The sequence below is a fragment of the Pseudomonas fluorescens genome, assembly GCF_001307275.1.
Classification (GTDB): domain Bacteria; phylum Pseudomonadota; class Gammaproteobacteria; order Pseudomonadales; family Pseudomonadaceae; genus Aquipseudomonas; species Aquipseudomonas fluorescens_AA.
This window is the reverse complement of sequence record NZ_CP012831.1, coordinates 366,849-391,346: the sequence shown is the minus strand read 5'-3', so window position 1 is coordinate 391,346 and position 24,498 is coordinate 366,849. Positions and strand designations below refer to the sequence as shown.

Below are 24,498 nucleotides of genomic sequence, written 5' to 3'. Positions count from 1 at the left end.
AGCGGTAATATGGCCGGTTACAACCGGCCTGGCACGCCAGGGCTTGCAGGTTCGAGCCCGGTCCGCTCCGCCAGTTACGAGAAGGCGCATCCTCGGATGCGCCTTTCTTCTATCCGGATTCTACCCACGCTCCACGGTTGCCTAAATTTGAAGTTCAACCGTTTCTGGGGGACGCATGCTGCAGAATATCAGGGACAATTCACAAGGCTGGATTGCCAAGACCATCATCGGGGTCATCGTCGCATTGATGGCGTTGACCGGTTTCGATGCCATTTTCCAAGCTACTACCAACAGTAACGACGCGGCCAAGGTCAACGGCGAAAATATCAGCCAGAACGAGCTGAGCCAGGCGGTCGACATGCAACGCCGTCAGCTCATGCAACAGCTGGGCAAGGATTTCGACGCCTCCCTGCTGGACGAAAAAATGCTGCGCGATTCGGCGCTCAAGGGCCTGATCGACCGCAAGTTGTTGCTGCAAGGCGCACACGATGCGAAATTCGCTTTCTCCGAAGCTGCGCTCGATCAAGTCATCCTGCAAACGCCTGAGTTCCAGGTCGATGGCAAATTCAGTGCCGAGCGTTTCGATCAGGTGATTCGCCAGTTGGGTTACAGCCGTATGCAATTCCGCCAGATGCTGGCTCAGGAAATGCTGATCGGTCAGTTGCGCGCCGGCCTGGCGGGCAGCGGTTTTGTCACCGATGCCCAAGTGTTGGCATTCGCCCGCCTGGAAAAGCAGACCCGTGATTTCGCCACCTTGAGCATCAAGGCCGATCCTGCGTCGGTGAAGCTGACCGATGATGAGGTCAAGGCTTACTACGACCAACACGCCAAGGAATTCATGACGCCTGACCAGGTGGTCATCGATTACCTCGAGCTGAAGAAAGCCTCTTTCTTCGATCAGGTCAGCGTCAAGGACGAAGACCTGCAAGCGGCCTATCAGAAAGAAATCGCCAACCTGTCCGAGCAGCGTCGCGCTGCGCACATCCTGATCGAAGTGAATGACAAGGTGACCGAAGCCCAGGCCAAGGCGAAGATCGAAGAGATCCAGGCTCGCCTGGCCAAAGGCGAGTCGTTTGAAGCCCTGGCGAAGGAGTTTTCCCAGGATCCGGGTTCGGCGAACAATGGCGGCGATCTCGGCTATGCCGGCCCAGGCGTCTACGATCCGGAATTCGAAAAGGCCTTGTACGCCTTGAGCAAGGACCAGGTCTCGGCACCGGTCCGCACCGATTTCGGTCTGCACCTGATCAAGCTGCTGGGTGTCGAGGCGCCCGAAGTGCCGACCTTCGCCAGTCTCAAGGACAAGCTGACTCGTGAGTTGAAGACTCAGCAGGTGGAGCAGCGTTTCGTGGAGGCGACCAAGCAACTGGAGGATGCCTCGTTCGAAGCGTCCGACCTGGCGCAGCCGGCTCAGGACCTGAAGCTGACCGTCCACACATCGGCCCCGTTCGGTCGTGAAGGCGGTGAAGGGATTGCGGCCAACCGTGCCGTGGTCACTGCGGCGTTCAGCCCGGAAGTGCTGGATGAAGGTGCCAACAGCACCGCCATCGAACTGGACCCGGAAACCGTCGTGGTGCTGCGTGCCAAGGAACACCGCAAGCCTGAGCAACTGCCCCTGGAAAAAGTGGCCGGGCCGATTCGTGCGCAACTGACCAAGGAACACGCCAGCGCAGCGGCCAAGACCCGCGCCGACGAGCTGATTGCCAGTCTGCGCGACGGTAAGACGGCATTGGACAAAGCGGTTGACGGCCAAGGCTGGAAACCCACCGAGGCGGCCACCCGCAACCAGGAAGGCATCGACCCAGCGGTGTTGCAAGCACTGTTCCGCATGCCCAAGCCTGAGTCCAAGGACAAGCCGACGTTCAGCAGCGTGACCTTGCCTGACGGCAGCCTGGTGGTCGTGCGTCTGAACGGCGTGAACGAAGCGGCGGCACCGACTGACGAAGAGAAAGCGGAATATCGTCGCTACCTTGCGTCCCGTGTGGGTCAGCAGGACTTCGCGGCCTATCGCAAGCAGTTGGAGAGTCAGGCGGATATCAAGCGTTTCTAATCGCTTGATGCTTTTTCAAACCTGGCTGTGATGCTGCTCACTTGAAAAAACGGCGCTTCTTCAGAAATGGGAAGCGCCGTTTTTTTTTGGTTTTTTTGGGGAGGGTGAGGGGGGCATCTATTTCTTCGGTAACGGCTCAAGTGAACCGCATCGGGCCAAAATGCCAGGGTTTTTGTATCAGCTTGTTGCCCAAAAGCGGGTGTTCGTCGATCCACCGGATTAGCGTCTTTTTCCTGCAAACAACCCCCAGTAAACTTGTAACCCCCTTGAAACAAGATTAGCCACGCTGCCAGGTCGCGTTCTGTTGCACAATACGCCCCGGACCGTTTCTCTCAGGATGTTCAATGTTCAAATCATTTCACATGCGCACCGTCGGGCTTGCATTGGTGCTGGCCGCCGCAGCCGGTTGCTCGTCGAAGAAAGCCGCCATCTACGAGCACGAGAACTTCGATGATTCCGGCACGTTCTCGCGCACTTATCCCGTGAGTGACGCGGCGACCTGCGAGGCCGGGCGCCGGGCGTTGCTCAGCCAGGGCTACATCATCACCAGCAGCGATCCGAAGCTGGTCAGTGGCCACAAGAGTTTCCAGCAGACCGGCGAGACCCACATGGAGATCAGTTTCAATCTGGTCTGTGCCGAGGACGGTGGTGCCGGACACCGTGCGACCATGTTCGCCAACGCCCTGCAGGACCGTTATGCCCTGAAGAAAACCAACAACTCCGCCAGCCTGGGGGTGGGCGTGCTGGGGTCGGTGTCGATGCCGATCGGCTCTTCGGACGATTCGATGGTCAAGGTCGCCAGCGAAACCGTGTCGGCGGCCAAGTTCTATGAGCGTTTCTTTGCCTTGGTGGAGCTGTTCCTGCCCCCCGAAGCGAAGAAAGCTGCCGAGAAGGCCGAGAATGCCGATAAGCCAAAAACTGAGCTGGGTGTCCCGGAAACCAAGGCTGAGCCGGCCGCCTTGATGCCGGCTCCGGCTCCGGCTCCAGCTGCAGCACCTGCGTCGGAACCGGTTGCGCCTGCACCCGCAGCAGCCACGCCGGTAGAGGAGGCTGCGCCGGCCCCCGTCGAAACCGCCCCTGCGGTGTCGGAACCCGTCGCACCGCCGAGCGAGCCAGCGCCGATTGCGCCTGAGTCGTTCGAGTCTGCGCCGACGACGGAAACCGTGACACCGCCACCACCACCGTCCAGCTCGTTACCGGCCCCGAGCGAGCCGATCCAGCCGCTTCCGGCTTCCTGAGCTTCCCGTGGCAGGGCGTTACGCCCTGTCACACTTCACGCGGTAATTTCCCGACCCTGTGCTACGTTTAATTCATGAAGCCTTTGCTTCATGTTTTGTTCATAAAGCAGCTTTATGCTGATGCCAGCGCCATCAGGCATTGGATTCAATAACAGGGGAAGGACACGTAATGGACGATTATCAGGAAGAGCTGCTGGAATACCAGGCCTATGAACTGGACCCGCTGGAACCCGCCGAAGATGCAACGGAGTTGTAGGAGAACAGGCTAGCGCTTGAAGCTCAACGCCCTCTGTGACTACGACGAAATTCCCCGGGCGTCTGGTCGTTCCAGCGTTTGAAGGCTCGTTGAAAGGCCTCGGCTGAGGCAAACCCCAACAAGTAGGCGATTTCGCCGAACGCCAGTTCGGTATCGCGTATGTAGGTCATGGCCAAGTCGCGGCGGGTGTCGTTGAGGATGGCGCGAAATTGCGTGCCTTCCTCGGCCAGCTTGCGCCGCAGGGTCCAGGTCGGCAGTTTCAGGCGGGCCGCCACTTCTTCCAGGTCGGGTTCCCGGCCCCCGCTGAGCAACGGTCCCAGCAATTGAATGATGCGCTCACGCAGGCTGCGGGTGCGGGTCAGTTGTTCCAGTTCCCGCTCACACAATTGAACCATATGGTGCCAGGTGCTGGGGCAATGCTGTGGGTTGCGCTGGGCGAGGCTGTCCAGGCCCAGTCGCAGTTGATTCTGTTCGGCGCCAAACTGGATCGGGCAGTCACCGAGCGTGCGGTAAGCCTCCAGGTACGCCGGTTCCTCGAATTCGATTTCGATGCGTTCGGGCCGCAGCGCGATGCCGCTGACGCTGGACAGTTGGGCCAGCCAGCCGGCGATGATCGAATCCACCACGAAGCGGTTGTAGGCGTTATACGGGCTGATGGAATAGAACCGTAGCCAAGCGCCGCGGGCATCCTCATGAAAACTCGATTGGCCGCGATAGTTGGAGCCATACAGCGGCTCGAAGCGGATCATGCAGCGGGCCGCCTCGCGCACGGTCGGTGCCTGGGCAGCGGTAACGCCCGCCAGCCCGGCCTGGCTCAAGCGCCCGAGCTGACCCATGCGCAGGCCCAGGGCCGGGTCCTGGGTCTGTTGAATCGCGGCGTGGCCCAGGCGCATGTAGCGTGGGATCGACAGGCGTGCGCCGGGCTCGGCCAGGCGCGCGGCATCGAGGCCGTACTGCTCCAGCAAAGGCTTGGGGTCCTGCCCATGGCTGGCAATTGCGTCAGCCAGGCTGTGGACGAAACCTACTGACAGGTCCCCCAGGCGCATCGGCTGCGGTTTCATGCTCACAACCACAGGTTAAGCAGGCGCGCGCCACGGGCTTCGCCATCGGGGAAGTGCTGGCCGTTGTGGCTGATGAAACTCTGGCCGGCGCTGCCGCTGTCCCAGAACTGGCCACGCAGGAACACGCTGACACCGCCCAGGGCTTGGCTGATGGGCAATTGACCGGTCAATGTCAGGCGATGCCAGGCTTGCCCCTCGCTCACTTCACCGGGCTTGAGGCTCACTTCGCTCGGTGTGGACAGGCCCTTATAACCGCTCCAGGGCTTGTCCCAGGCGCCGCGACCGATGATGAAGGCGGGCACCGCGATCAGTTGCGCGCCCTGTTCGTTGAGCTGCCGGTAGTGGAGCGGGTACCAGCTGTCGCTGCCGATCAGCACGCCCAGGCGCCCGGCGGGGGTGTCTATGACGAGGGGTGGGACCGGATGGTCGGCGCCCAGCACATCCTGCTGTTCGAAGACCGGATGTCGTTGGCGTTGCGGCTGGCCGATCGGCCGGCCATCGCTGCTGAACACAAGGCTGCTGTTGTACAGGGCGCCGCGGCCAATCTTCAGCTCGCCGTCGCTGACGCTGGGCTCGGGCAGCACGATGGAGCCGGCCACCAGGGTGACGCCGAACTCCTTGGCCAGTCCGCCGAACAGCGCTTGATAGTCGCGGGCCATGCCCTGGGCTTTCATGCGCAGGTTGGCATCCTCCAGGCGGTTATCGCCTTGGGCACTGACCAGCGCCTGGATAAACGCCAGTGGATTGCTGACCGCCATCCAGTGCATGGCTTCCTTCAGGGTGGTGGCCTGGTACAACTCGTCTTTTTCGCCACCGATCATCAACCAGGTGCCGATGTGCTCGGGCAGGACCACCACGGTCTTGGCATTGAGAAAACCCTGGTCGCGAGCCGCCTGCAGGTAGGCCGCCAGTTTGCGGTGCAGGCGCTCGGGGCTCTGGTAGTCGGTGGGGAACAGTTCAGGCTGGATGCCCAGCAGGTTGCCGCGGTCGGCGGGCGTGCCCTGGTCGACCGCCAGGTTGATACGCAGGTCTGACAGGTAATGACCCGCAGGACGATCGGTCGTCCACAGTGCGTAGGTGACCAGGGCGGCAATCAAGGCCAGTGAAAACAGCAGGTACAAAAATTTGCGCATGGGGGAACAGTCAGCGGCCGTGTGCAGGTTCGTGATTTTTCATCAGGAGCTACGGGGCAGGGTACGGTAAAACAAGGGATTAGCGAAGGGCGGGCGCTGATTTGTACGCCCGGCAAGCCCCCGCAGAGGGTGTCCAAGGAATCTTTGGACACCCTCTGCGCCGGCAAGGCGCGCTAGTGACTTTTGGCCTTTCTGATCCGGATCAGAATCAGCAGCATGATCAACAGCACCGGTGGCGTCATGCCCAGCAGCGCTTCACGGGCCGAGAGGTTCGCGCCCAAGGTATGCAACCCGCTGTAGACCAACTTGAACAGGTTGATCAGGTAGTAGGTGATGGCAATGATCGACAGGCCTTCCACCGCGCGCTGGATCTTGATCTGTGCATCGGCACGGGCATTGAGGCTGCGCAGGATCTCGGCGTTCTGGTCTTCCATCTCCACTTGCACGCGGGCTTGCAGCAGATCACCCAGGTTGGCGACGCTCATCGCCAGTTGTTCGAGGCGCTGTTCGGTGGCTGCGCAATAACGCACCGTGGGTTTGAAGCGCCGTTCGATGAACACGCCCAGTCGCTGGCAATCCCCCAGGTGACTTTCACGCAACTCCCCCAGGCGTTCGAACACCAATTGTGCGTAGGCGCGGGTTGCGCTGAAGCGGTGGCGATTCCTGACCGTGCTGCTGACCACCTGGCGAGACAGCAGGGCGATGTCCTCCAGCAGGGCCTTGGCATGCACGCCGCTGGCATTGGCGTTGCGTTCGGACAGGCTCACCAGGGTCCGATCGAATTCGTTCAGTTGCGGGTCCAGTGCCTTGGCGATGTTGAGCGACAAGGACGCCATCATGCGATAGGTCTCGATTTCCAGCAGGCGCCGGATCATGCGCCCCTGGCGATACGCGTTGAGCCGTCGGTTGATGAACAGCAGGCGATTGGTGCCGTCCTCGGTCAGGCGAAAATCGCTCCAGACCACGGCATCGCCACCGCCCACGCATGAACCGCAAGGGTCCTTGAAACCGTAGCTGGGCAGGTCGAGACCGGCTTCTGCGCGCACCACCACCTGAACGGCATTGATGAGGTGCTGGGCGTGACCTTCGATCCCCCGGGCAAGGCTTTCGGGCAGCGTCGTCCATTGCAACTCATTGCTGCTGGCCGGCACGACCAGGGTCAGGGTGAAGAACTCGGCGTGGCGTTCCCACTTCAGCGGATGTCCTTCCAGGCGGGTGATGCCTTGTGCGGCCTGCGTGGTGACGGTATCGGGGCACAGTCGCTCGAGCAGCGCGTCGCACTGGGCATTGTCGCCCAGAAACGCCAGGTGGAAGACGTGGGCCGGTTCGTCGAAGTACAGCGACGGGCGGGCGTGCAACTCGTTGTGCAGCATTTTTCGTTGGGGATGCATGCGAGGGCGACCGTGTTATTAGGGTTATTTTAGGGGGGAGCACCTGGACCAGCGTTGATAGGACTGGTGCATTCCACCGAGAGTCACGCACGGCTGATCGGTGCGCTGCACATTTGGATCATTAACTTGTCAGTTACGGTCATTGAGCACCCGCATCCGGACTCTTACGCTGTGGGCCATGACAGACGCATGCCGCAGAGCTGCGCTTTTTTCCGTGATCGCCCGTTGTGGAGTTACCGATGACCGCCTCCCATTACCCGCATCTGCTGGCCCCGCTGGACCTGGGTTTCACCACGTTGCGCAACCGTACCCTGATGGGTTCGATGCACACCGGTCTGGAAGAGAAACCCGGCGGCTTCGAACGCATGGCGGCGTATTTTGCCGAGCGCGCCCGGGGCGGCGTGGGCCTGATGGTCACCGGCGGGATCGGGCCGAACGACGAGGGGGGTGTCTATTCCGGCGCGGCGAAGCTGACCACCGAAGAAGAGGCGCTCAAGCACCGGATCGTGACCCGGGCCGTGCACGAGGCCGGTGGCAAGATCTGCATGCAGATTCTTCACGCCGGGCGCTATGCCTACAGCCCCAAGCAAGTGGCACCGAGCGCGATCCAGGCGCCGATCAACCCGTTCAAGCCCAAGGAACTGGACGAGGAGGGAATCGAGAAGCAGATCAGCGATTTCGTCACCTGCTCGGTCCTGGCCCAGAAGGCCGAATACGACGGCGTCGAGATCATGGGGTCGGAAGGTTATTTCATTAACCAGTTCCTGGCGGCCCACACCAACCACCGCACCGACCGTTGGGGCGGCAGCTATGAAAACCGCATGCGCCTGCCGGTGGAGATCGTCCGCCGGGTGCGCGAAGCGGTAGGCCCGAATTTCATCATTATCTTTCGCCTGTCGATGCTCGATCTGGTGGAAGGCGGCAGCACCTGGGACGAAATCGTCCTATTGGCCAAGGCCATCGAGCAGGCCGGCGCGACGATCATCAACACCGGTATCGGTTGGCACGAAGCACGCATTCCTACCATCGCCACCAAGGTTCCGCGGGCGGCGTTCAGCAAAGTCACGGCCAAGCTGCGCGGTTCGGTGAGCATCCCACTGATTACCACCAACCGCATCAACACCCCGGAAGTGGCCGAGCAGATCTTGGCCGAAGGCGATGCCGACATGGTCTCCATGGCGCGACCGTTCCTGGCCGATCCAGAGTTCGTCAACAAGGCCGCTGCCGGCCGCAGCGATGAAATCAATACCTGCATCGGCTGCAACCAGGCGTGCCTGGATCACACCTTTGGCGGCAAGCTCACCAGTTGCCTGGTCAACCCACGGGCCTGCCATGAAACCGAGCTGAACTACCTGCCGGTGACCCAGGTGAAGAAAATCGCCGTGGTCGGTGCCGGCCCGGCCGGGTTGTCCGCGGCCACGGTGGCGGCCGAACGTGGGCACCTGGTGACGCTGTTCGATTCGGCCAGTGAAATCGGTGGTCAGTTCAACATTGCCAAGCGTGTGCCGGGCAAGGAAGAGTTCTTCGAAACCCTGCGCTACTTCAAACGCAAATTGCAGACCAGCCATGTCGAGTTGTGCCTCGACACCCGGGTGGATGTGGCGCAATTGGTGGCTGGCGGTTACGACGAGATCATCCTCGCCACCGGCATCGCCCCACGCGTGCCGGCGATTCCCGGGGTGGAGCATGCCAAGGTCTTGAGCTACCTGGACGTGATCCTTGAGCGCAAGCCGGTGGGCCGCAGCGTCGCGGTGATCGGTGCCGGCGGTATTGGCTTCGACGTGTCGGAGTTCCTGGTTCACCAGGGCGTCGCCACCAGCCAGGACCGCGAGGCGTTCTGGAAGGAGTGGGGCATTGACACCCACCTCGAGGCCCGCGGCGGCGTGGCTGGGATCAAGGCTGAACCCCATGCACCGGCGCGCCAGGTGTTCCTGCTGCAACGCAAGACCTCGAAGGTCGGTGACGGCCTGGGCAAGACCACCGGCTGGATTCATCGCACGGGCCTGAAGAACAAGCAGGTGCAGATGCTCAACAGCGTCGAATACCTGAAGATCGACGATGACGGGCTGCACATTCGCATCGGCGAAACCGGCGAGCCGCAAGTGCTGGCCGTGGATAACATCGTGATCTGCGCCGGCCAGGATCCGCTGCGTGAGCTGCAGGAAGGCCTGGAAGCGGCGGGGCAGACCGTTCACCTCATCGGCGGTGCCGACGTGGCGGCGGAACTGGATGCCAAGCGGGCGATCAACCAGGGTTCGCGGTTGGCGGCGCAGTTGTAAGGCTCAACCCCAGGAAAACCCTTGTGGGAGCGAGCTTGCTCGCGATTGCGGTGAGTCAGTTGCATGATGTTGGCTGATCCGCCGCTATCGCGAGCAAGCTCGCTCCCACAGTGGGGAGGGGTGAACCTGAAGTCACCCGCCACCAAGCTGTTAAGATAGCGGCCTGTTCCCACCCGGCCTGCCGCCATGCTGCTTCCCGCCCTCGACTGGCATCCCCAACCCCGCCTCGAACCCCTTCACCTGGACTGGCTTGCCCGTGCCGGTGTCGAAGTGGCGGTGTTGCGCCTGGACCGGATCGATCCGCTGATCAGCGGCAACAAGTGGTTCAAGCTGGTCCATCATCTGCGTGCCGCCCATGAGGCCGGTGCCGAAGGGATCATGAGCCTGGGCGGTGCCTATTCCAACCATTTGCATGCGCTGGCGGCGGCGCGCAAGCGCTTCGGCTTTCCCACGGCCGGGCTGTTGCGCGGTCATCCCCAGGACACGCCGACGGTGCGTGACCTGAAAGCGTTTGGCATGGACCTGCACTGGTTGGGTTATGGCGGATACCGAGAGCGGCACGCAGCGGATTTCTGGGGACCGTGGCAGCTCCGCTATCCACATTTGCATCCGGTGCCCGAGGGCGGTTCGGGATTGCCTGGGGCGCAAGGTTGCATGACGTGGGTAGCCAGTGTCCGTGAGCAACTGGCGGCGCTGGGATGGGCGGATTATCACGGTTGGTGGTTGGCTTGCGGTACTGGAACATCGCTGGCCGGACTGGTGCTGGCCGAAGCGGGCGCGCGCCCGGTCTACGGCGTGCTGGCCGTGCCGCCGGACCATGGCGTGGCCCGGCAGGTCGAGCGCATCGTGGGGGAAGCGGGGCTTTCCAGCCCGCGTCATGAGTTGTTCGACGGCAGCCGTGGCGGGTTCGCCCGGGTCGATGCCGAGCTCACGGCCTTCATCGAAACCACGACGGCCATCGAACTGGAGCCGTTGTACACCGGCAAGGCCTTGATGGTGCTCAAGGCGCGGGTCGAGGCGGGAGGCTTTGCCCCCGGCACGCGCCTGGTCTTTGTCCACACCGGCGGTTTGCAAGGCCGCCGAGGGTTCGATTGACGGTCGATCAGCCGCGTTTGGGCATCATCCGCAGCAGCGTGTTGTCCCGTACCACGTAGTGGTGATACAGCCCCGCCAAGGCATGCAGGCCAATCAACCAATAGCCGATGGTGCCGCCCAGCACGTGCCAGCCTTCCAGTTGCTTGGCGAACTCCTTGTCTTGATCGATGAGCAACGGCAGATCGAAACCGTAGAACATCACCTGGTGCCCTTCGGCGCTGGTGATCAGCCAGCCCAGCAGCGGCATGGCGATCATGAACAGGTACAGTGCCCAGTGCATCAGGCGGGCGAGGATGGTTTGCCAGGCAGGCGATGCCGGGAAAATCGCCGGTGCCTTGCCCATGCTGCGGGCGAACAGGCGCAGCCAGACCAACACGAACACCGTCAGGCCGAGCATGAAATGCGCTTCCTTGATCAATGTCCGGCCGCCGCTGCCCTTGGGAAAAATTCCCCGCAGCTCAATGCAGGCATAAACCACGGCCAGCAGGACCAGCATCAGCCAATGCAAGGTTACCGTGACGGTACTGTAGCGGCTTTCCGAGTTTTTCCAGGGCATTGCGGGTATCTCCAACAATCAGTGCAGAGCGCCGTCTAGCGCGGCGTGTCTTTACTGTAAGCCCGTTTCGCTGGGTTTGCATGAGCCAGATCAGGTTTGCCGGCAAGAAGCCAAAAGGCAGGATCAGGGTGTGAAGTCTGGCGGGTTCAGCAGCCAGTCCAACAGCAGCCCGGCCTCGTGATTGCCACGGGACGGTTTCGGTGGGGCGGCGGCGTGTCCTGCGCCGGTATCGACAGCCCCTGGGCACAGCACCGGTCGGTCGGGGTCGCCATCGAGAAAGCTCACCAGCACTTCGCTGCCGGCCATCAGGGGAGGGCTGTCGCCCAGCGTCAGTCGTGACACGGGCAGCGTGATGCCTTCCTGGTCCGGCGCCCAGAGGCTGACACTCACGTGGCCGCGCTCATCGAATGGGGCCGGCTGGCCGGTGCGGCCGAGTACATGGGCCAGGTGATACCCGGGAATGCACGGTTTGGGATGCTTGAGGGCCGGCCTGAACACGGTGGACCAGGGGATGGCGGTGAAGCGGTTGCGGTAGTCACGGGCCGACGGTGTGGTGGGCAGGTCCGGTTCAAGGATCGAAAACTGCCGCCCGCGATGCTGGACCTCGGTGATCAGCCATTGATCGTTGAAGGTGGAAACCGGGTGTTCGCAGATCTGCACGATGTCGCCGCCGTGCAGGGCCGATTGATCACTGTGGCCATGGATTTCCCGTTGTCGACAGCGCAACCGTTCCAGATGGCGGCGTCCGGCCTGGTAACGGTGAGTCAAGGCCGGGTCGCGGTGCATGGCCTCATGGTCGATCTGCTCGAGGGGTTGATTCGCCGCCGGGGCCTCGGTTTCGGTCTCGGCCCGGTCACGGAACCCGACAGGCACGCCAGGTACCATCGCGTGGTGGCGCAAATACAAGCGCTTGATGGCCGGTATCGAGTTGTCGTTCGGGCGCAGGGGCAGCTCGATGGGGCGCGCGGGGAAACTCTTCGGGTCTTCGGCAAACACCAGGACGTGGCCCTGGGGAGTGTGTTCGAAGTGGTAATGAATGCCTTCTTCCTCACACAGGCGTTGCAGGAGGGCCAGGTCGCTTTCGTCGTACTGGATGCAGAATGGGCGACACGGATACTGCCCATGGGGCAGCTCGAAACGGTAACTGTCGGCGGGCAGAGCGTTGTCTTCCAGCAGGCGTTGCAGCAGTTGCACCACGCTGAGCCGATGGAAAACCCGGCGCCGCGGGCCTTGTTCCAATCGCAGCAGGTAGGGCACCAACGTCAAGCGGTAGCCGATGCGCCGCGGTGCCGAGGCACTCAGGCTGACGCTGTGGACAATCCCATGGATGCCCGACTCGCCGTCCAGGCGCAGGAACGCCGGATGCCCCAACAGCAGGTCGGGGTTTATCGGTGGGGCCAGGCCGATCAGTTCGAGGTCAAAGCGGTACGGCTGGTTGAGGGCTTCGCGGCCATTGAAGCGCAAGACTTGCAGCTGCAAGTCGTTTTGCGTGAGCGTCAGGCTGAAGGGACTTTCCGTGTCGTTGCGCATCGCGCCTCCTACTGGCAGGGACAGAGGCCCAGAGGGTACGAAACCACGGGGGGGAACGGTGCTTGCGAGCCGCTATTTCAGAAAAGCCCTACAACACACTGTGAAAATGTCGATCCGGCACGGTGAATTTTTTGGTCGATCAGCCGGTTTAGGCCGTATAAACTTGCGCCACAGCGCCGGCCGGCAGATGTCTCGGCGCGTCAGACAAGAGAGTGAGTAATGGGCGCACAGTGGAAGGTTAAACACAAAGAAGCGGCTGCCAACGCCAAGGGCAAGATCTTCGGCAAACTGGTGAAGGAAATCACCATTGCCGCGCGCAACGGTGCTGATACCGCGACCAACGCGCACTTGCGTCTGGTGGTCGAGCAGGCGAAGAAGGCCTCGATGCCCCGCGAGACCCTGGAACGTGCGATCAAGAAAGGTTCCGGCCAGCTCGGTGAAACCGTGCAATACCACCGCGTCACCTACGAAGGGTTCGCGCCGCACCAGGTGCCGCTGATTGTTGAATGCGTGACCGATAACATCAACCGTACCGTCGCTGAAATTCGCGTCGCGTTCCGCAAGGGCCAACTGGGCGCCTCGGGTTCGGTGGCGTGGGACTTCAACCATGTCGGCATGATCGAAGCCGCGCCGGACAGCCCGGACGCCGATCCGGAAATGGCCGCCATCGAGGCCGGTGCCCAGGATTTCGAGCCGGGCGAAGACGGCGCGACGTTGTTCCTCACCGATCCCGCCGACCTCGATGCCGTGCAGAAGGCGTTGCCGGAGCAGGGCTTCACCGTGTTGTCGGCCAAGCTGGGCTACCAGCCGAAGAACCCGGTCAGCGGCTTGACCGACGAGCAGATGGCTGAAGTCGAAGCCTTCCTCGAAGGCCTCGACAACCATGATGACGTGCAGGACATGTTTGTCGGGTTGGCGGGTTAAGCACTACCCCCTGTGGCGAGGGGATTTATCCTTGGGTGCGGTTCACTCTGTGGGAGCAAGGCTTGCCCGCGATGCGCAGATCTCGTTTTTTCAGAGACCGCGCCGTCTTCATCGCGGGCAAGCCTTGCTCCCACAGATAAATCCCCTCGTCACAATAAGTCGTGTGTTTGTTAGTTTGGGGTGCTGGTTTAGTCGATGTGTTTGAACTCGCTGAGCAACCTTTCAATCTCATCAAAACCCGGCCGTGCCAGCACGTCTGGCTGACAGCAGCGTGCCTGCAGCTCCTGCAACGTTGCCAACTCCACGGCACTGGGCGCCGGTTCGATCCGCGCCAGCAATTCCCCCAGCAAGATTGCGAAGGCCCGCACCTCGATGCGTTGCAGTGCGCGGGTTTGCACGGTGTCGGCCGTGGCGTGGAACGACGCCGCGCCAAAGTCCCCCAGCCGGCAATCGCCCTGGTCATTGCAGAGGATATTGTGCCCGTACAGATCCCCATGGGTGATGCCCTGATGGTGCAGGTGCGCCGCCACCGAGGCGATGCCGTGGGCGATGCGCAAGGCCACCGGGGCGCTCAGGCGCAGTTCATCGGCATACACGTCGCGGGTGCATGACGCCAGGCTCGGCAGCCCGGCGAGGTTGCGATAGCTGGGTTCGATCAGTGCCATGATCAGCCCGGCCTGTTGCTCGGGGTGCCCGGCGACCTGACCCAACACGTCAATCAGGTTCGGGTGTCGACCGGCCGTGACGCAGGCATGCATTTCATGCAGGGGTGAGCCGTCGCTGGTCATCTGGCCTTTGTACAGCTTCACCGCGACGTTTCGAGCCACCTGGCCGGGCGTCTGCCAGAGCGCTTGGTGAATCACCCCGGAGGCGCCTTCGCCCAATTGTCGTTGCAGCGTCAGTTGCGACCAGTCGATGAGCGTCGTGGTGTTCAAGGCTGCGGCATCGGCCTGGGTTTCCAGTGGGTTGCCGGCGTAGGCCAGCCAACTGAGGCTCGGCAGCTCCAGCAACCATTGCGGCAGTTCGGTCAGTTGGTTGGCGGCGATGCGCAGCAGTTCCAGGCGATGACACTGGCCCAGGCTCGCCGGTAACTGCTGCAAACGGTTGCCGGCCAGCATCAGTTTTTGCAGGTGTGGGCGTTGGCCCAGCTCGTCCGGCAAGTGGCTGACGTCGTTGTCGGTCAGGATCAGCCAGCGCAGCTGTGGTGGCAGCGCGGCGCCCGTGACGCGGGTGATGCGGTTGGCCTTGAAACCGACCATGGTCAACGCGTTGCAACGGCCCAGGCATTCGGGCAGTTCAGTGAAGCGGTTGTCGGAACAGAACAGCACGCGCAGGCGAGTCAGCCGATGCAGGTCGTCGGGCAGTGTGTCCAACTGATTGCCGCTGAGGTTGAGGATCTCGAGGGAGTCGGCCAGCTCGAAGATTTCCCGGGGAAACTCCGTCAAGCCGCAGGCCAGGTCCAGCCGGGTAGTGCCCGAGAGCTGGCCGGCGCGTAGTTGGGCGAGGGTGTGCATGGCAGGGTTCGCTGTTGATCAAGAGGGGGCTGGCGCCCGTAGCCGGACAGTTAACCAATAATCAGCTCAGTACAACACCCTGTGGCGAGGGGATTTATCTGTGGGAGCAAGGCTTGCCCGCGATGAAGACGACGGGGTCTCTGAGAAAACGAGGCGCCTGCATCGCGGGCAAGCCTTGCTCCCACAGCAGTTTTTCCATAACAGTGCTGCTCCGCTGGCCACAGTCAATCGGGCTAGCGCTCGATGCTGCGGTTCCAACGGGCGTTCCAGGCCGGGCGTTGTTCGTTGACCTGGTCCCAATCCACGGCAATCGCTGTTTCCAGGTATTGCTTCATCGCCTCCACCTGGCCACGGGTCTTGTCGGTGGTCGGGGTGTTGGGGTTGGAAGGAATCTGGTCGCCTTCTTCCAGGGCAATGGCCTGGGCTTGCGGGGTCAGCAGGAAAGCGGCGAGCTTTTGCGCCAGTTCCGGCTGGGTGTTTTGCGCGATGGTGCATTCGGCGACGTTGAGGACCACGGCGCCTTCCTTCGGCTGGGCATATTCGACGGGCATGCCCTTGAGTTTCAGCGCGGTCACCTGGGTCGGTGTCAGTGGGAACAGCGCGGCTTCGTCGGTCTGTAGCATTTCGGATATCTTCGCCGAGCTCGGGATGTACTCCAGCACGTTGCGCCCCACCGTGTTCGGCCACGCCTTGAAACCTGGCTCGACGTCGGTTTCGCTGCCGCCCTGGATCCGGTTGAACATCAAAAAGCCGTGCAGGCCGAAGGTGGACGAGGCCATCGACTGGAACACCACTTTGTCCTTGAAGCGCGGATCGGCCAGGTCCATCCATGAAGTGGGCGTATTCCAGCCTTTTTCCTTGAACAGCCGCGTGTTGTAGGCCAGCCCCGTCACCCCGAGGCTGACGGCCACGGCCTGATCCTTGATACGCCCCTTGGCCGGGATCTGCGCCAGGGTCGGGCTGTCCTCGAGCTTGTCGCAGAGCCCCATGGCGATGGCGCGGTACATGATGCCGTCATCGAGAAACATCACGTGCATCTGCGGGTTGCCTTTGCTGGCCTGGACTTTCGCCAGGATGTCGGCGGAGGTGCCGGGCACGATGACCACTTTGATATTGTTGGCTTTCTCGAACGCCGGCAAGACCTTGTCGGCGTAGAGCCGCTCCATGGTGCCGCCGTTCATGCCCAGGTAAAGCGTCGGCTCGGCCAACGCCTGGGTGACCGGGAACAGGGCGCCCAGGCAAGCGGAGCCCAGCGAGCAGAAACCGAACAGTGCACTGCGTTTGACGTTATTCATTGGCGCGACCTTCCTCTATCAAGCAACGGAGATGGAGTGAAACCGGGTGATGGAAAACGCATCCAGCGGCGTGGTCGAAGCCCCGCTGCAGATGATCTCGGTGAGCGCCTGGCCCACCGCCGGGCCGATCTGGAAGCCCGCGCCGGCAAAGCCGAACGCGTGCAATAGGCCGGGCTGGGTGCTGCTGTGGCCGATCACCGGTTGGCGATCGGGCAGGTAACCTTCGGTGCCGCTCCAGGTCCGAATCGCCTGGGCGCCTTCCAAAAACGGGTAGAGCTCGACGGCCTGGCGCAGGATTTCCAGCACGGCGTTCTGGCCGGGCCGGGCGCGAGCGGCATCCAGGGCAAAGCCTTGGCCGCCTCCCAGTACGCAGTTGCCGCGCGAGACCTGGCGGGCGTAGATACCGCCACCCTCGACGCCGGTGCTGGCGTCCATGATCAGGGGCAAGGGTTCGGTGACCAGCATCGCCGGGTGCCCGGCGTGCATCGGTACCGCTTCGCCGAATTGCGCGGCGAACTGGCTGGCCCAGGCTCCGGCGCAGTTCAGCAGCCAGGGCGCGTGGAACGTCAGGCCCGCTGCGGTGTGTACGACAAAGCGTTGGCCGTCGTGCAGCACGGTGCTGACGGTGCATTGTTCATGGACTTGCGCCCCCTGCCGGCGAGCGGCCTGGGCAAAGGCTGGGGATACCAGGCGTGGATTGGCATGGCCGTCATCCGGGCACAGCGACGCCCCGACCGCGACGGTGCCGACCCACGGAAAACGCCGGCGCAGGGTGGTGCGATCGAGCAGTTGCAACTCCAGGCCGAAGCCTTGGCTGGCGACGGCGTAGTCGTGCAGCGCTTGCAGGTCTTCAGCACTGCGGGCCAGCTTCAGATGACCGCTGCGCTGGTACTCGCCGTCGATGCCGATCAACTGGGGCAACTGGCGCCAGATTTCATGGGCCCGTTGCGACAGGGGCAGTTGCGACAGGGGGCGGCCCTGGCGGCGCACACCGCCGTAGTTCACGCCGCTGGAGTGCGAGCCGCAGAAGTCGCGCTCCAGCAACGCCACCCGGCGTCCGGCCTGGCTCAGGAACAACGCGGCCGAGGCGCCGACGATACCGCCACCAATGATCACTGCATCCACTTCGATCATGGCTCGACCTCCAGGCCGAACGGCACGGGCTTGATCGGCGCCTGGGCCCGCAAGCGGCCGATGCTGGCGACGGCGCGGCCACTTTCGCAGGCAATGATTTCCGCGGCAGCGGCGCCGCACATCCGCCCCTGGCAGCGGCCCATGCCGACCCGGCAATGGGCCTTGACCCGGTTGATCTCCCAATGGCCTTCGCCCACTACCCGGCGGATATCGCCCGCGCTGACTTCTTCGCAGCGGCAGATCATCAGGTGATCGGCTGCGTCGGCGGCCCAGTGTTCAGGAAAGGCAAAGGCGCGCTCCAGGCCTTCCCGGAATCGGCCGATGCGTTCAAGGGTTTCTTCCAGTTGCGTGCAACGCTGCGGGTCGGTCGAGTAGCCGAGGTCTTCGAGCAAGGCCAGGGCCGCCCGTTCACCGGCCAATTGCGCCGCGTCGGCGCCCATGATCCCGGCGCCGTCACCGGCCAGGTAAATCCCCGGCACGCTGCTGCGCCCGGCGTGGTCTCGTTGAGGCAGCCAGGCGCGGTTGAGGGCGTTCCAGGTAAACGCACAGCCCAGCAGGTCGGCCAGTTGGGTTTCGCTGCGCAAGCCGTGGGCGAAGGCCACCGCGTCACAGTCGAGGGTGTGTTTACCGCTTGCATTGCGCCATTGCAGCGACTGCACCCGACGTTCTCCATCCAGATGTGTCAGGCTCGCGCCTTGATGCACGGCGATGCCGCGGGCGGCCAGCCAGGCGCGGTAGTAGAGGCCCTTGGCGAGGGTGGCCGGTTGTGCCAGCAGGCCGGGCAGGGCGCGGACTTGGGCGCCAAAGGGCGAGCTGTCGAGGACGGCGACCACATTGGCGCCGGCCCGGGCGTATTGATAGGCCACCAGATACAACAAGGGACCGCTGCCAGCGAACACCACCCGTTCGCCGATGGCGCAGCCCTGGAACTTCAGGGCAATCTGCGCCGCGCCCAGGCTGTATACCCCGGGCAGGGTCCATCCCGGCACGGGCAGGATCCGGTCGGTGGCGCCGGTTGCGACGATCACGCTGGCGTACTCGAGGCGGTCGGCGCGGCCTTCATGCAGGGTATCGAGCAGGCCGGCCTCGGCGTTCCACACCAGGGTGTCGGGACGGTAATCGAGCTGTTTGCGCAACGCGTCAAGCGTCTGGTGGACGGCGTTGGCCTTGTGCGCTTCGAAGCCATAGAGCTCGCTAGGCGAGCGCTTGAAATTGGCCGGTTGGCGCCGATAGATCTGCCCGCCACCGCGAGCGGCTTCGTCCAGCAGGACCGGGTACAGGCCGTGGGCGACCAGGGTCTGCGCGGCGCGGATACCGGCCGGGCCGGCGCCGATGATGGCTATCGGTTTCATCGCCACCTCACGGGCAGGGCCGGGGGATGTGTGGGGTTGTCGAAACGGTCATCGCGAGCAAGCTCGCTCCCACATGGGATCTGTTGTGGATATTGGTTTTGTGCACGCCGCAAATCCCCTGTGGGAGCGAGCTTGCTCGCGATGAGGCCATGCCTGTCGACAATGTTCATACCTGGCGCCCCGGTTCGCGGCTAATGTGCTGCCCGGCTTCGAGCAGGGTCGAGCAGGCGCGTACGCGGCGGCCGTCGCCCAGGCGCACCCAGCAGTCCTGGCAGGCGCCCATCAGGCAGAAGCCGGCCCGGGGCTCGGCGCTGAAGTCACTGCCGCGCAGGTGTTCGCTGCAGGTCAGCACGGCGGTCAGCAGCGTGTCCCCCAGCAGCCCGGTGGCGGGCTGGCCGTCGAGGGTGAAGTCCAGGGCCGGGCGGTCGCCTTCGGCCAGTCGTTTCAGCAGTGCCATGACACCCTCATTGTTTGCCTACCAGGACCCGATCCAGGCCATAGACCCGGTCGAGCAGAATCATGGTCAGTGCGGTGAGCCCGATGACCAGCGCCGACACTGCCGCCATCATCGGGTCGATGGATTCGGTGGCGTACACGTACATGCGCACCGGCAAGGTTTGCGTGGCCGGCGAGGTGACGAAGATCGACAGGGTGACTTCATCGAAACTGTTGATGAACGCCAGCAGCCAGCCCCCGGCCACCCCTGGCAGGATCATTGGCAAGGTGATTTGCCGGAACAGCGTGAAGCGCCCGGCCCCCAACGATTGCGCGGCCTGTTCGGCGCTGCGGTCCAGGCCGATGGCCGAGGCCAGCACCAGGCGCAGCACATACGGCGTGATCACCAGCACATGGGCGAAGATCAACCAGGCGAAGCTGCCATTCACGCCCATCAGCGCGAACAGGCGCAGCAAGGCGACCCCCAGCACCAGGTGCGGAATGATGATTGGCGACAAGAACAGGCCGTTGAAGAAATCCCGCCCCGGGAACGCGAGCCGGGTGATCGCCAGGGCCGCCGGCACCGCAATCAGCGTCGCCAGGGAGGCCGCGCAGAACGCCAGGACCAAGCTGTTGTAGAACGCGTCGACAAAATCCGCGCGTTCGAACACCGCGCGAAACCAGCGCAGGGAAAACTCGGTGGTCGGCAGGCTCAGGGTGTTTTCCGGGGTGAAGGCGACGAGGCAGACCACCACCAGCGGCGCGAGCATGAAGACCACCACCAAGGCGTGGAACAGCAGCGCGAAAGGACCGTTTCTGGACATGACGAATTATCCCAATGACTTCTTGTAGCGGCCTTCGATCATCCGGTTCCACGACAGCATGATCAGCAGGTTGAGCAGCAGCAGCGCGACGGCGATGGCCGCGCCCATCGGCCAGTTCAGCTCCGACAGGTACTGGTCGTAGATCAACGTGGCGACCATCTTCAAGCGCCGTCCGCCGAGCAGGCCGGGAATCGCGAAGGAGCTGGCGGCGAGGCCGAACACAATGAGGGTGCCGGACAGCACGCCGGGCATGATTTGCGGCAACACTATTTTGCGGATCACCGTGAACTGGCTCGCCCCCAGGGACAGCGCGGCCTGTTCGGCGGCCGGGTCGAGTTTCTGCAACGAGGTCCAGACTGGAATGATCATGAACGGCAACATCACGTGGACCAGGGCGATGACCACGGCGAACGGTGTATAGAGCAGCTTCATTGGCGCACTGCCGAGGGCTTGCAGGGCCTGGTTGATCAGGCCGTCGGCACCGAGCAAGAGGCTCCAGCCGAAGGCCCGCACCACCACCGAAATCAGCAGCGGCGTGAGAATCAGAATCAGGAAAATCGAGCGCCATGGCGCGCCCATGCGGCTGAGGATGTACGCCTCGGGCACGCCGATCAGCACGCACAAAACAGTGGTCAGGGCGCTGATCCAGAATGTGCGCAAAAAGATCTCGTAGAAGTACGGATCACCCAGCAGGCTGGTGTAGTGCTCGAAGGTATAGGCGTCGCCGTCGATGCCCGAACTGTAGTCGAAGACATTGAACGACAGGACCAAGGTCAAGCCCAAGGGAATCACCAGCAAGCCCAGGTACAAGGCCAGGGCCGGCGCGGACATCAGGTAGCCTTGCCGACCGCGGCGCATCGCATCGATCAGCTTCATGCCGGTACCTCGTCCACGCTCAGCACCCGCAGCAGTGCCGGATCCCAGTCCAGGCCCACCGCCGTGCCTTCGACCAAGGGCGCCGAGCCGTCGTTGCGGCGCACCACGCAGAGCTCACCCAGGCCGGTGGACACGCCGTACAGCCATTGGCTGCCCAGGAAAAAACGGCTGACGAGGGTGCCTTGCAGTCGCCCCGAACCAGCCTCGCACAAGTCGATTTTTTCCGGGCGCAGGCTCAGGGTCAGCTCGCCATCGGCCTGGCTGCAGGCTTGAACGACGCCCGCACTGTCCCGCACGCCGGGCAGCAGGTTGGCTTTGCCGACGAAGCTGGAAATGAACTCGGTGCGCGGGTGCTCGTAAAGGGTGTACGGCGCGTCGATCTGGGTGATGCGCCCGGCCTGCATCACCACGACCCGGTCACTGATCGACAGCGCTTCGGACTGGTCGTGGGTCACCATCAGCGTGGTGATTCCGACTTCGCGCTGGATGCGGCGAATCTCGTATTGCATCTCTTCGCGCAAGTTGGCGTCGAGGTTGGACAGCGGCTCGTCGAGCAACAGCACCGGCGGTTCGATCACCAAAGCCCGGGCCAGTGCCACGCGTTGGCGCTGACCGCCCGAGAGTTCTCGTGGGTAGCGGTCGGCGTGGCGGTCCAGGCGGACCAGTTTCAACACACGGTCCACCCGTTGTTGCAGTTCGGCGTTGGCCACTTTGCGCATGCGCAGGCCGAAGGCGACGTTGTCCTTGACGGTCATGTGGGGGAACAGCGCGTAGCTCTGGAACACTACCCCCAGGCCACGGCTGGCGGGCTTGGCGTGGGTAATGTCGCGCCCGTCCAGCAGGATGCGCCCGCTGCTGACTTCGACGAAGCCGGCAATCATTTGCAGGGTTGTGGTCTTGCCGCAGCCGGAAGGCCCCAGTAGCGAGACAAACTCGCCTTTTTCCACCGACAGGTTGGTGGCGACCACGGCGTCGATGTCGCCGTAGCGTTTGCCAAGTCCTTCAAGTTGCACAAAAGCCATCGCTGCGCTCCACCTGGGATTGTTATGCGTCGCCGCAAGGGCGCGCTTTTTTGTATGGGCAGATACGAAAGGGTGCTGCTGGGGTGCGTTGGCGCTCGACCTTGAGTCGGCTGCCGCTGTTGTTCGAATCGCCCCTGTCTGGACGAAGAGTAGGACGAAGAATAGGATTGGCTCAATGGACTATTTCACTGAGATGAAGACTATTTTCAGTTTCATTCAGTGAGTAAATTTAATAATGAGAAATTACATGGTTGATTCCACTGATCGGAATAGTGACAAGGGCGAAGTCGGTGTCGGAGCGGTCTCCAGGTTGTTTGCCGTGCTGCGCAGCTTGGGTGACACCGTCGAAGGCGGCGAGCGAGTGACGCAATTGGCCCAGCGCATCGGCCTGTCCCAGCCCACCACGCATCGCTTGCTGCGCAGCCTGATGGACGAGGGCATGGTCGAGCAGGATGCCCGCAGCAAACGCTATCGCTTGAGCCTGGAGTTCTTCGCCCTGGCGGCCCGTGCCGGCAATACCAGTAACCTGCGCGACCTGGTGCGTCCGGCCATACTGCGGTTGTCGGCGTCCTTGGGGGACTCGCTGTTTCTGCTCGCCCGCAGTGGTTTCGATGCCATCTGCCTGGACCGCAGCGAGGGGCCGTTTCCGATCCGCACGTTCACCGGTGACATTGGTGGCCGCGTGGCGTTGGGCGTGGGGCAGGGCAGCCTGGCGATCCTGGCGTTCCTGCCGGAAGAGGAGCGCGACACGGTGATTCAATACAACCTGCCACGGCTCAAGGATTTCCATCTGTACGACGAAGTCTTCTTGCGTTCGGAAGTGCAGAACGTGCGCGCGCTGGGCTATGCCGGGCGCAACACCGGCGTATTGCAAGGCATGGCCGGGGTGGCTGTGCCGATCCTGGACCGTGATGGCCGGGCCGTGGCCGCCTTGAGCGTGGCAACCGTGAGCGACCGGTTGGGGCCCGATCGCCTGCCGACGGTGGTGGACATGCTCAAGCGCGAGGCGGCCCTGATCGGGCCGCGGATCAACCCGTTCGACCCGCTGCTGCGCAGGCCTTCGCAGGTGTTTGGGCAGGGGTGAACACTGCCTCAAGATCACCGCGGATCCCTTTGTGGGAGCGAGCTTGCTCGCGATGGCGGCCGTTCAGTTAGCAATGATGTTGACTGACAGACCGCTATCGCGAGCAAGCTCGCTCCCACAGGGATCTGCGCGGATCAGAAGTCCAATGTCTGCTTAAGTCTTTGCATCGTCGGCGTGTCACTCGGTATGACCACCGCATAGTTGTAGCCCGGCCCGGACCAGTACTCGGCTTGCAACTCGCCATCGCGGCGACTGCCTCGGGGCAGCAGGAAGTTTTTCGGGCCGGGTGGGCGCACGTAGAAGCTGATTTTCTGACCGCTCGGGTCCTGATAGACCACCATCGCCGCCGCGCCTTGCTCGGTGCTGAGCAAGCGCCCGCTGACCGGTTTGAAGCCGGCGCCGGACAGGTCGGGCAGTCGGTCGGCCTGGGTGAAGTAGCGGTCGAGCCAATCTTGCATGTGCTGCTCGTCGCCGCTCTGGTAATCGGCTGGAAGGATGCCCTGCTGGGCAATCAACCGGTACGCCTGGAGGGCATCGGCCATGGGCGCAACGGCGCTGAGCAGGGTCATTTGCCGCGCCTGCCAGCCACCGAAGCCACCCACGCTGACGGCCAGCAACAACACCGCGGCGCTGGCCAGGTGGCGATGGGAGCGATGTTTCAGGCGCTGGCGAATCATGGCCGGGTCGAGGTCCGGGTTGGACGGTTGTTGCAAGGCTCCGCTCAGGGCCGTGCGCAGGTGCTGCGCGTCCTGTTGCCAGGCCCGGACGCGGGCGGCGACTTCGGGCTGGTTGGCCAGGTAGGTCTCGACCAGGCGCTGGTCGGCCTCGCTCAGTTGACGATCGACGTAGGCGTGCAGGTCGCTTTCGCTGGGGGGCATGCTGATCATTTGAGTATCCGCAGGGTGGGGCGGGTGATTTCGCCATCGCTGAGTTGGCGCAGGGCCTGGCGGGCGCGGGACAGGCGGGACATCACCGTGCCGGTCGGTACGCCGAGGATGTCGGCGACTTGCTGGTAACTCAAGCCTTCCACCGACACCCATAACAACAGCGCACGCTGTTCCGTCGTGAGCTGATCGAAGGCCTGCAAGGACGACTGTGCGATCACGCTGCGTTCGGCCGAAGGGTGGGCATCGTCGCGGCCGGTGAAAAACTCCAGCATGCGCGCGTAGCGGCGGGAGCGGCGATGGCCATCGAGAAACTGCCGATACAGGATCGAAAACAGCCAGGCTCGCAGATCGCCGTCCGGGCGCTTGTCGTTCCATTTGGACAACGCCCGTTCCAGGCACATCTGCACCAAGTCGTCGGCGTTGCTCGGGTTGCGCGTCAGCGACACGGCAAAGCGCCGTAGCCGGGGGATGAGTTCGCGCAACTGTTCGTCGAGTGCATTCATGGAAAGTAGCTTCTGTAGGCAGTCACTGCGCCGGGACTGGAAAGACGACCCGCGAACGAGAT

At 63.0% G+C, this 24,498-nt stretch carries 21 protein-coding genes; 6 read left to right on the top strand and 15 right to left on the bottom strand.

Annotated features, from left to right (window positions below; genetic code table 11):
* The first annotated feature begins 175 nt into the window (after positions 1-175).
* Both AO356_RS01725 and AO356_RS01720 read left to right on the top strand, forming a co-directional pair.
* Positions 176-2,047: a SurA N-terminal domain-containing protein gene (locus AO356_RS01725; protein WP_060738323.1), complete on the top strand. Its 1,872-nt coding sequence runs from the start codon at positions 176-178 to the stop codon at positions 2,045-2,047.
* Positions 2,048-2,391: 344 nt separating this feature from the next.
* Positions 2,392-3,285 carry a DUF2242 domain-containing protein gene (locus tag AO356_RS01720; RefSeq protein ID WP_060738322.1) on the top strand — a complete coding sequence of 298 codons (894 nt, stop codon included), beginning with the start codon at positions 2,392-2,394 and terminating at the stop codon, positions 3,283-3,285.
* 279 nt (positions 3,286-3,564) lie between these two features.
* Here AO356_RS01720 and AO356_RS01715 read toward each other — a convergent pair whose 3' ends face one another.
* The 3 genes from AO356_RS01715 to AO356_RS01705 form a co-directional block, all read right to left on the bottom strand.
* On the bottom strand, positions 3,565-4,602 hold the full coding sequence (locus AO356_RS01715; protein WP_060738321.1) for an AraC family transcriptional regulator: 1,038 nt from the start codon (positions 4,600-4,602) through the stop codon (positions 3,565-3,567).
* Positions 4,603-4,604: 2 nt separating this feature from the next.
* Positions 4,605-5,735, bottom strand: a complete 1,131-nt coding sequence (locus tag AO356_RS01710; RefSeq protein WP_060738320.1) for a carbon-nitrogen hydrolase family protein — start codon at positions 5,733-5,735, stop codon at positions 4,605-4,607.
* Between the two features lie 173 nt (positions 5,736-5,908).
* Positions 5,909-7,126 carry a DUF3422 domain-containing protein gene (locus tag AO356_RS01705; protein ID WP_060738319.1) on the bottom strand — a complete coding sequence of 406 codons (1,218 nt, stop codon included), beginning with the start codon at positions 7,124-7,126 and terminating at the stop codon, positions 5,909-5,911.
* Positions 7,127-7,365: 239 nt separating this feature from the next.
* On the opposite strand from AO356_RS01705, the gene AO356_RS01700 reads away from it, so the two are divergent.
* Together AO356_RS01700 and AO356_RS01695 are read left to right on the top strand one after the other, a co-directional pair.
* Entirely contained in the window at positions 7,366-9,405 is a 2,040-nt protein-coding gene (locus tag AO356_RS01700; RefSeq protein ID WP_060738318.1) for an FAD-dependent oxidoreductase, read from the top strand.
* 186 nt (positions 9,406-9,591) lie between these two features.
* A complete protein-coding gene (locus tag AO356_RS01695; RefSeq protein WP_060738317.1) occupies positions 9,592-10,500 on the top strand; it encodes a 1-aminocyclopropane-1-carboxylate deaminase/D-cysteine desulfhydrase in 909 nt (302 codons plus the stop codon).
* A 7-nt stretch (positions 10,501-10,507) separates the two neighbouring features.
* Here AO356_RS01695 and AO356_RS01690 read toward each other — a convergent pair whose 3' ends face one another.
* Entirely contained in the window at positions 10,508-11,056 is a 549-nt protein-coding gene (locus AO356_RS01690; protein ID WP_060738316.1) for a cytochrome b, read from the bottom strand.
* 123 nt (positions 11,057-11,179) lie between these two features.
* Entirely contained in the window at positions 11,180-12,586 is a 1,407-nt protein-coding gene (locus AO356_RS01685; RefSeq protein WP_060738315.1) for a type VI secretion system Vgr family protein, read from the bottom strand.
* Between the two features lie 219 nt (positions 12,587-12,805).
* Here AO356_RS01685 and AO356_RS01680 point away from each other — a divergent pair, with 219 nt between their 5' ends.
* Positions 12,806-13,510: a YebC/PmpR family DNA-binding transcriptional regulator gene (locus AO356_RS01680; protein WP_003183149.1), complete on the top strand. Its 705-nt coding sequence runs from the start codon at positions 12,806-12,808 to the stop codon at positions 13,508-13,510.
* Positions 13,511-13,698: 188 nt separating this feature from the next.
* On the opposite strand, the gene AO356_RS01675 is transcribed toward AO356_RS01680, so the two are convergent.
* The 8 genes from AO356_RS01675 to AO356_RS01640 form a co-directional block, all read right to left on the bottom strand.
* Positions 13,699-15,024, bottom strand: a complete 1,326-nt coding sequence (locus AO356_RS01675; RefSeq protein WP_060738314.1) for a leucine-rich repeat-containing protein kinase family protein — start codon at positions 15,022-15,024, stop codon at positions 13,699-13,701.
* 233 nt (positions 15,025-15,257) lie between these two features.
* Positions 15,258-16,319, bottom strand: a complete 1,062-nt coding sequence (locus tag AO356_RS01670) for an ABC transporter substrate-binding protein (protein ID WP_060738313.1) — start codon at positions 16,317-16,319, stop codon at positions 15,258-15,260.
* A gap of 18 nt (positions 16,320-16,337) precedes the next feature.
* The gene (locus AO356_RS01665) at positions 16,338-17,453 is read right to left on the bottom strand and encodes an NAD(P)/FAD-dependent oxidoreductase (protein ID WP_060738312.1); all 1,116 of its coding nucleotides are present in this window, start codon (positions 17,451-17,453) and stop codon (positions 16,338-16,340) included.
* Positions 17,450-18,805, bottom strand: a complete 1,356-nt coding sequence (locus tag AO356_RS01660) for an NAD(P)/FAD-dependent oxidoreductase (protein WP_060738311.1) — start codon at positions 18,803-18,805, stop codon at positions 17,450-17,452. Before AO356_RS01660 ends, AO356_RS01665 begins: the two co-directional genes overlap by 4 nt.
* Positions 18,806-18,971: 166 nt before the next feature.
* Positions 18,972-19,262, bottom strand: a complete 291-nt coding sequence (locus tag AO356_RS01655; protein ID WP_003199964.1) for a (2Fe-2S)-binding protein — start codon at positions 19,260-19,262, stop codon at positions 18,972-18,974.
* A gap of 7 nt (positions 19,263-19,269) precedes the next feature.
* Positions 19,270-20,064 (bottom strand): ABC transporter permease, encoded by a 795-nt coding sequence (locus AO356_RS01650; RefSeq protein ID WP_060738310.1) that lies wholly within the window; start codon positions 20,062-20,064, stop codon positions 19,270-19,272.
* A gap of 6 nt (positions 20,065-20,070) precedes the next feature.
* The gene (locus AO356_RS01645) at positions 20,071-20,940 is read right to left on the bottom strand and encodes an ABC transporter permease (RefSeq protein ID WP_060738309.1); all 870 of its coding nucleotides are present in this window, start codon (positions 20,938-20,940) and stop codon (positions 20,071-20,073) included.
* Positions 20,937-21,962, bottom strand: coding sequence for an ABC transporter ATP-binding protein (locus AO356_RS01640; protein ID WP_060738308.1), 1,026 nt, complete (start codon positions 21,960-21,962; stop codon positions 20,937-20,939). The genes AO356_RS01645 and AO356_RS01640 overlap by 4 nt, the downstream gene beginning before the upstream one ends.
* Before the next feature lie 247 nt (positions 21,963-22,209).
* Here AO356_RS01640 and AO356_RS01635 point away from each other — a divergent pair, with 247 nt between their 5' ends.
* A complete protein-coding gene (locus tag AO356_RS01635) occupies positions 22,210-23,046 on the top strand; it encodes an IclR family transcriptional regulator (RefSeq protein ID WP_060738307.1) in 837 nt (278 codons plus the stop codon).
* A gap of 134 nt (positions 23,047-23,180) precedes the next feature.
* Here the strand turns inward: AO356_RS01635 and AO356_RS01630 are convergent, their stop codons facing one another.
* Complete coding sequence (locus AO356_RS01630) at positions 23,181-23,933, bottom strand: anti-sigma factor family protein (RefSeq protein WP_060738306.1); 753 nt, start codon at positions 23,931-23,933, stop codon at positions 23,181-23,183.
* A complete protein-coding gene (locus AO356_RS01625) occupies positions 23,930-24,436 on the bottom strand; it encodes a sigma-70 family RNA polymerase sigma factor (RefSeq protein ID WP_060738305.1) in 507 nt (168 codons plus the stop codon). The genes AO356_RS01630 and AO356_RS01625 overlap by 4 nt, the downstream gene beginning before the upstream one ends.
* Between the last annotated feature and the right edge of the window lie 62 nt (positions 24,437-24,498).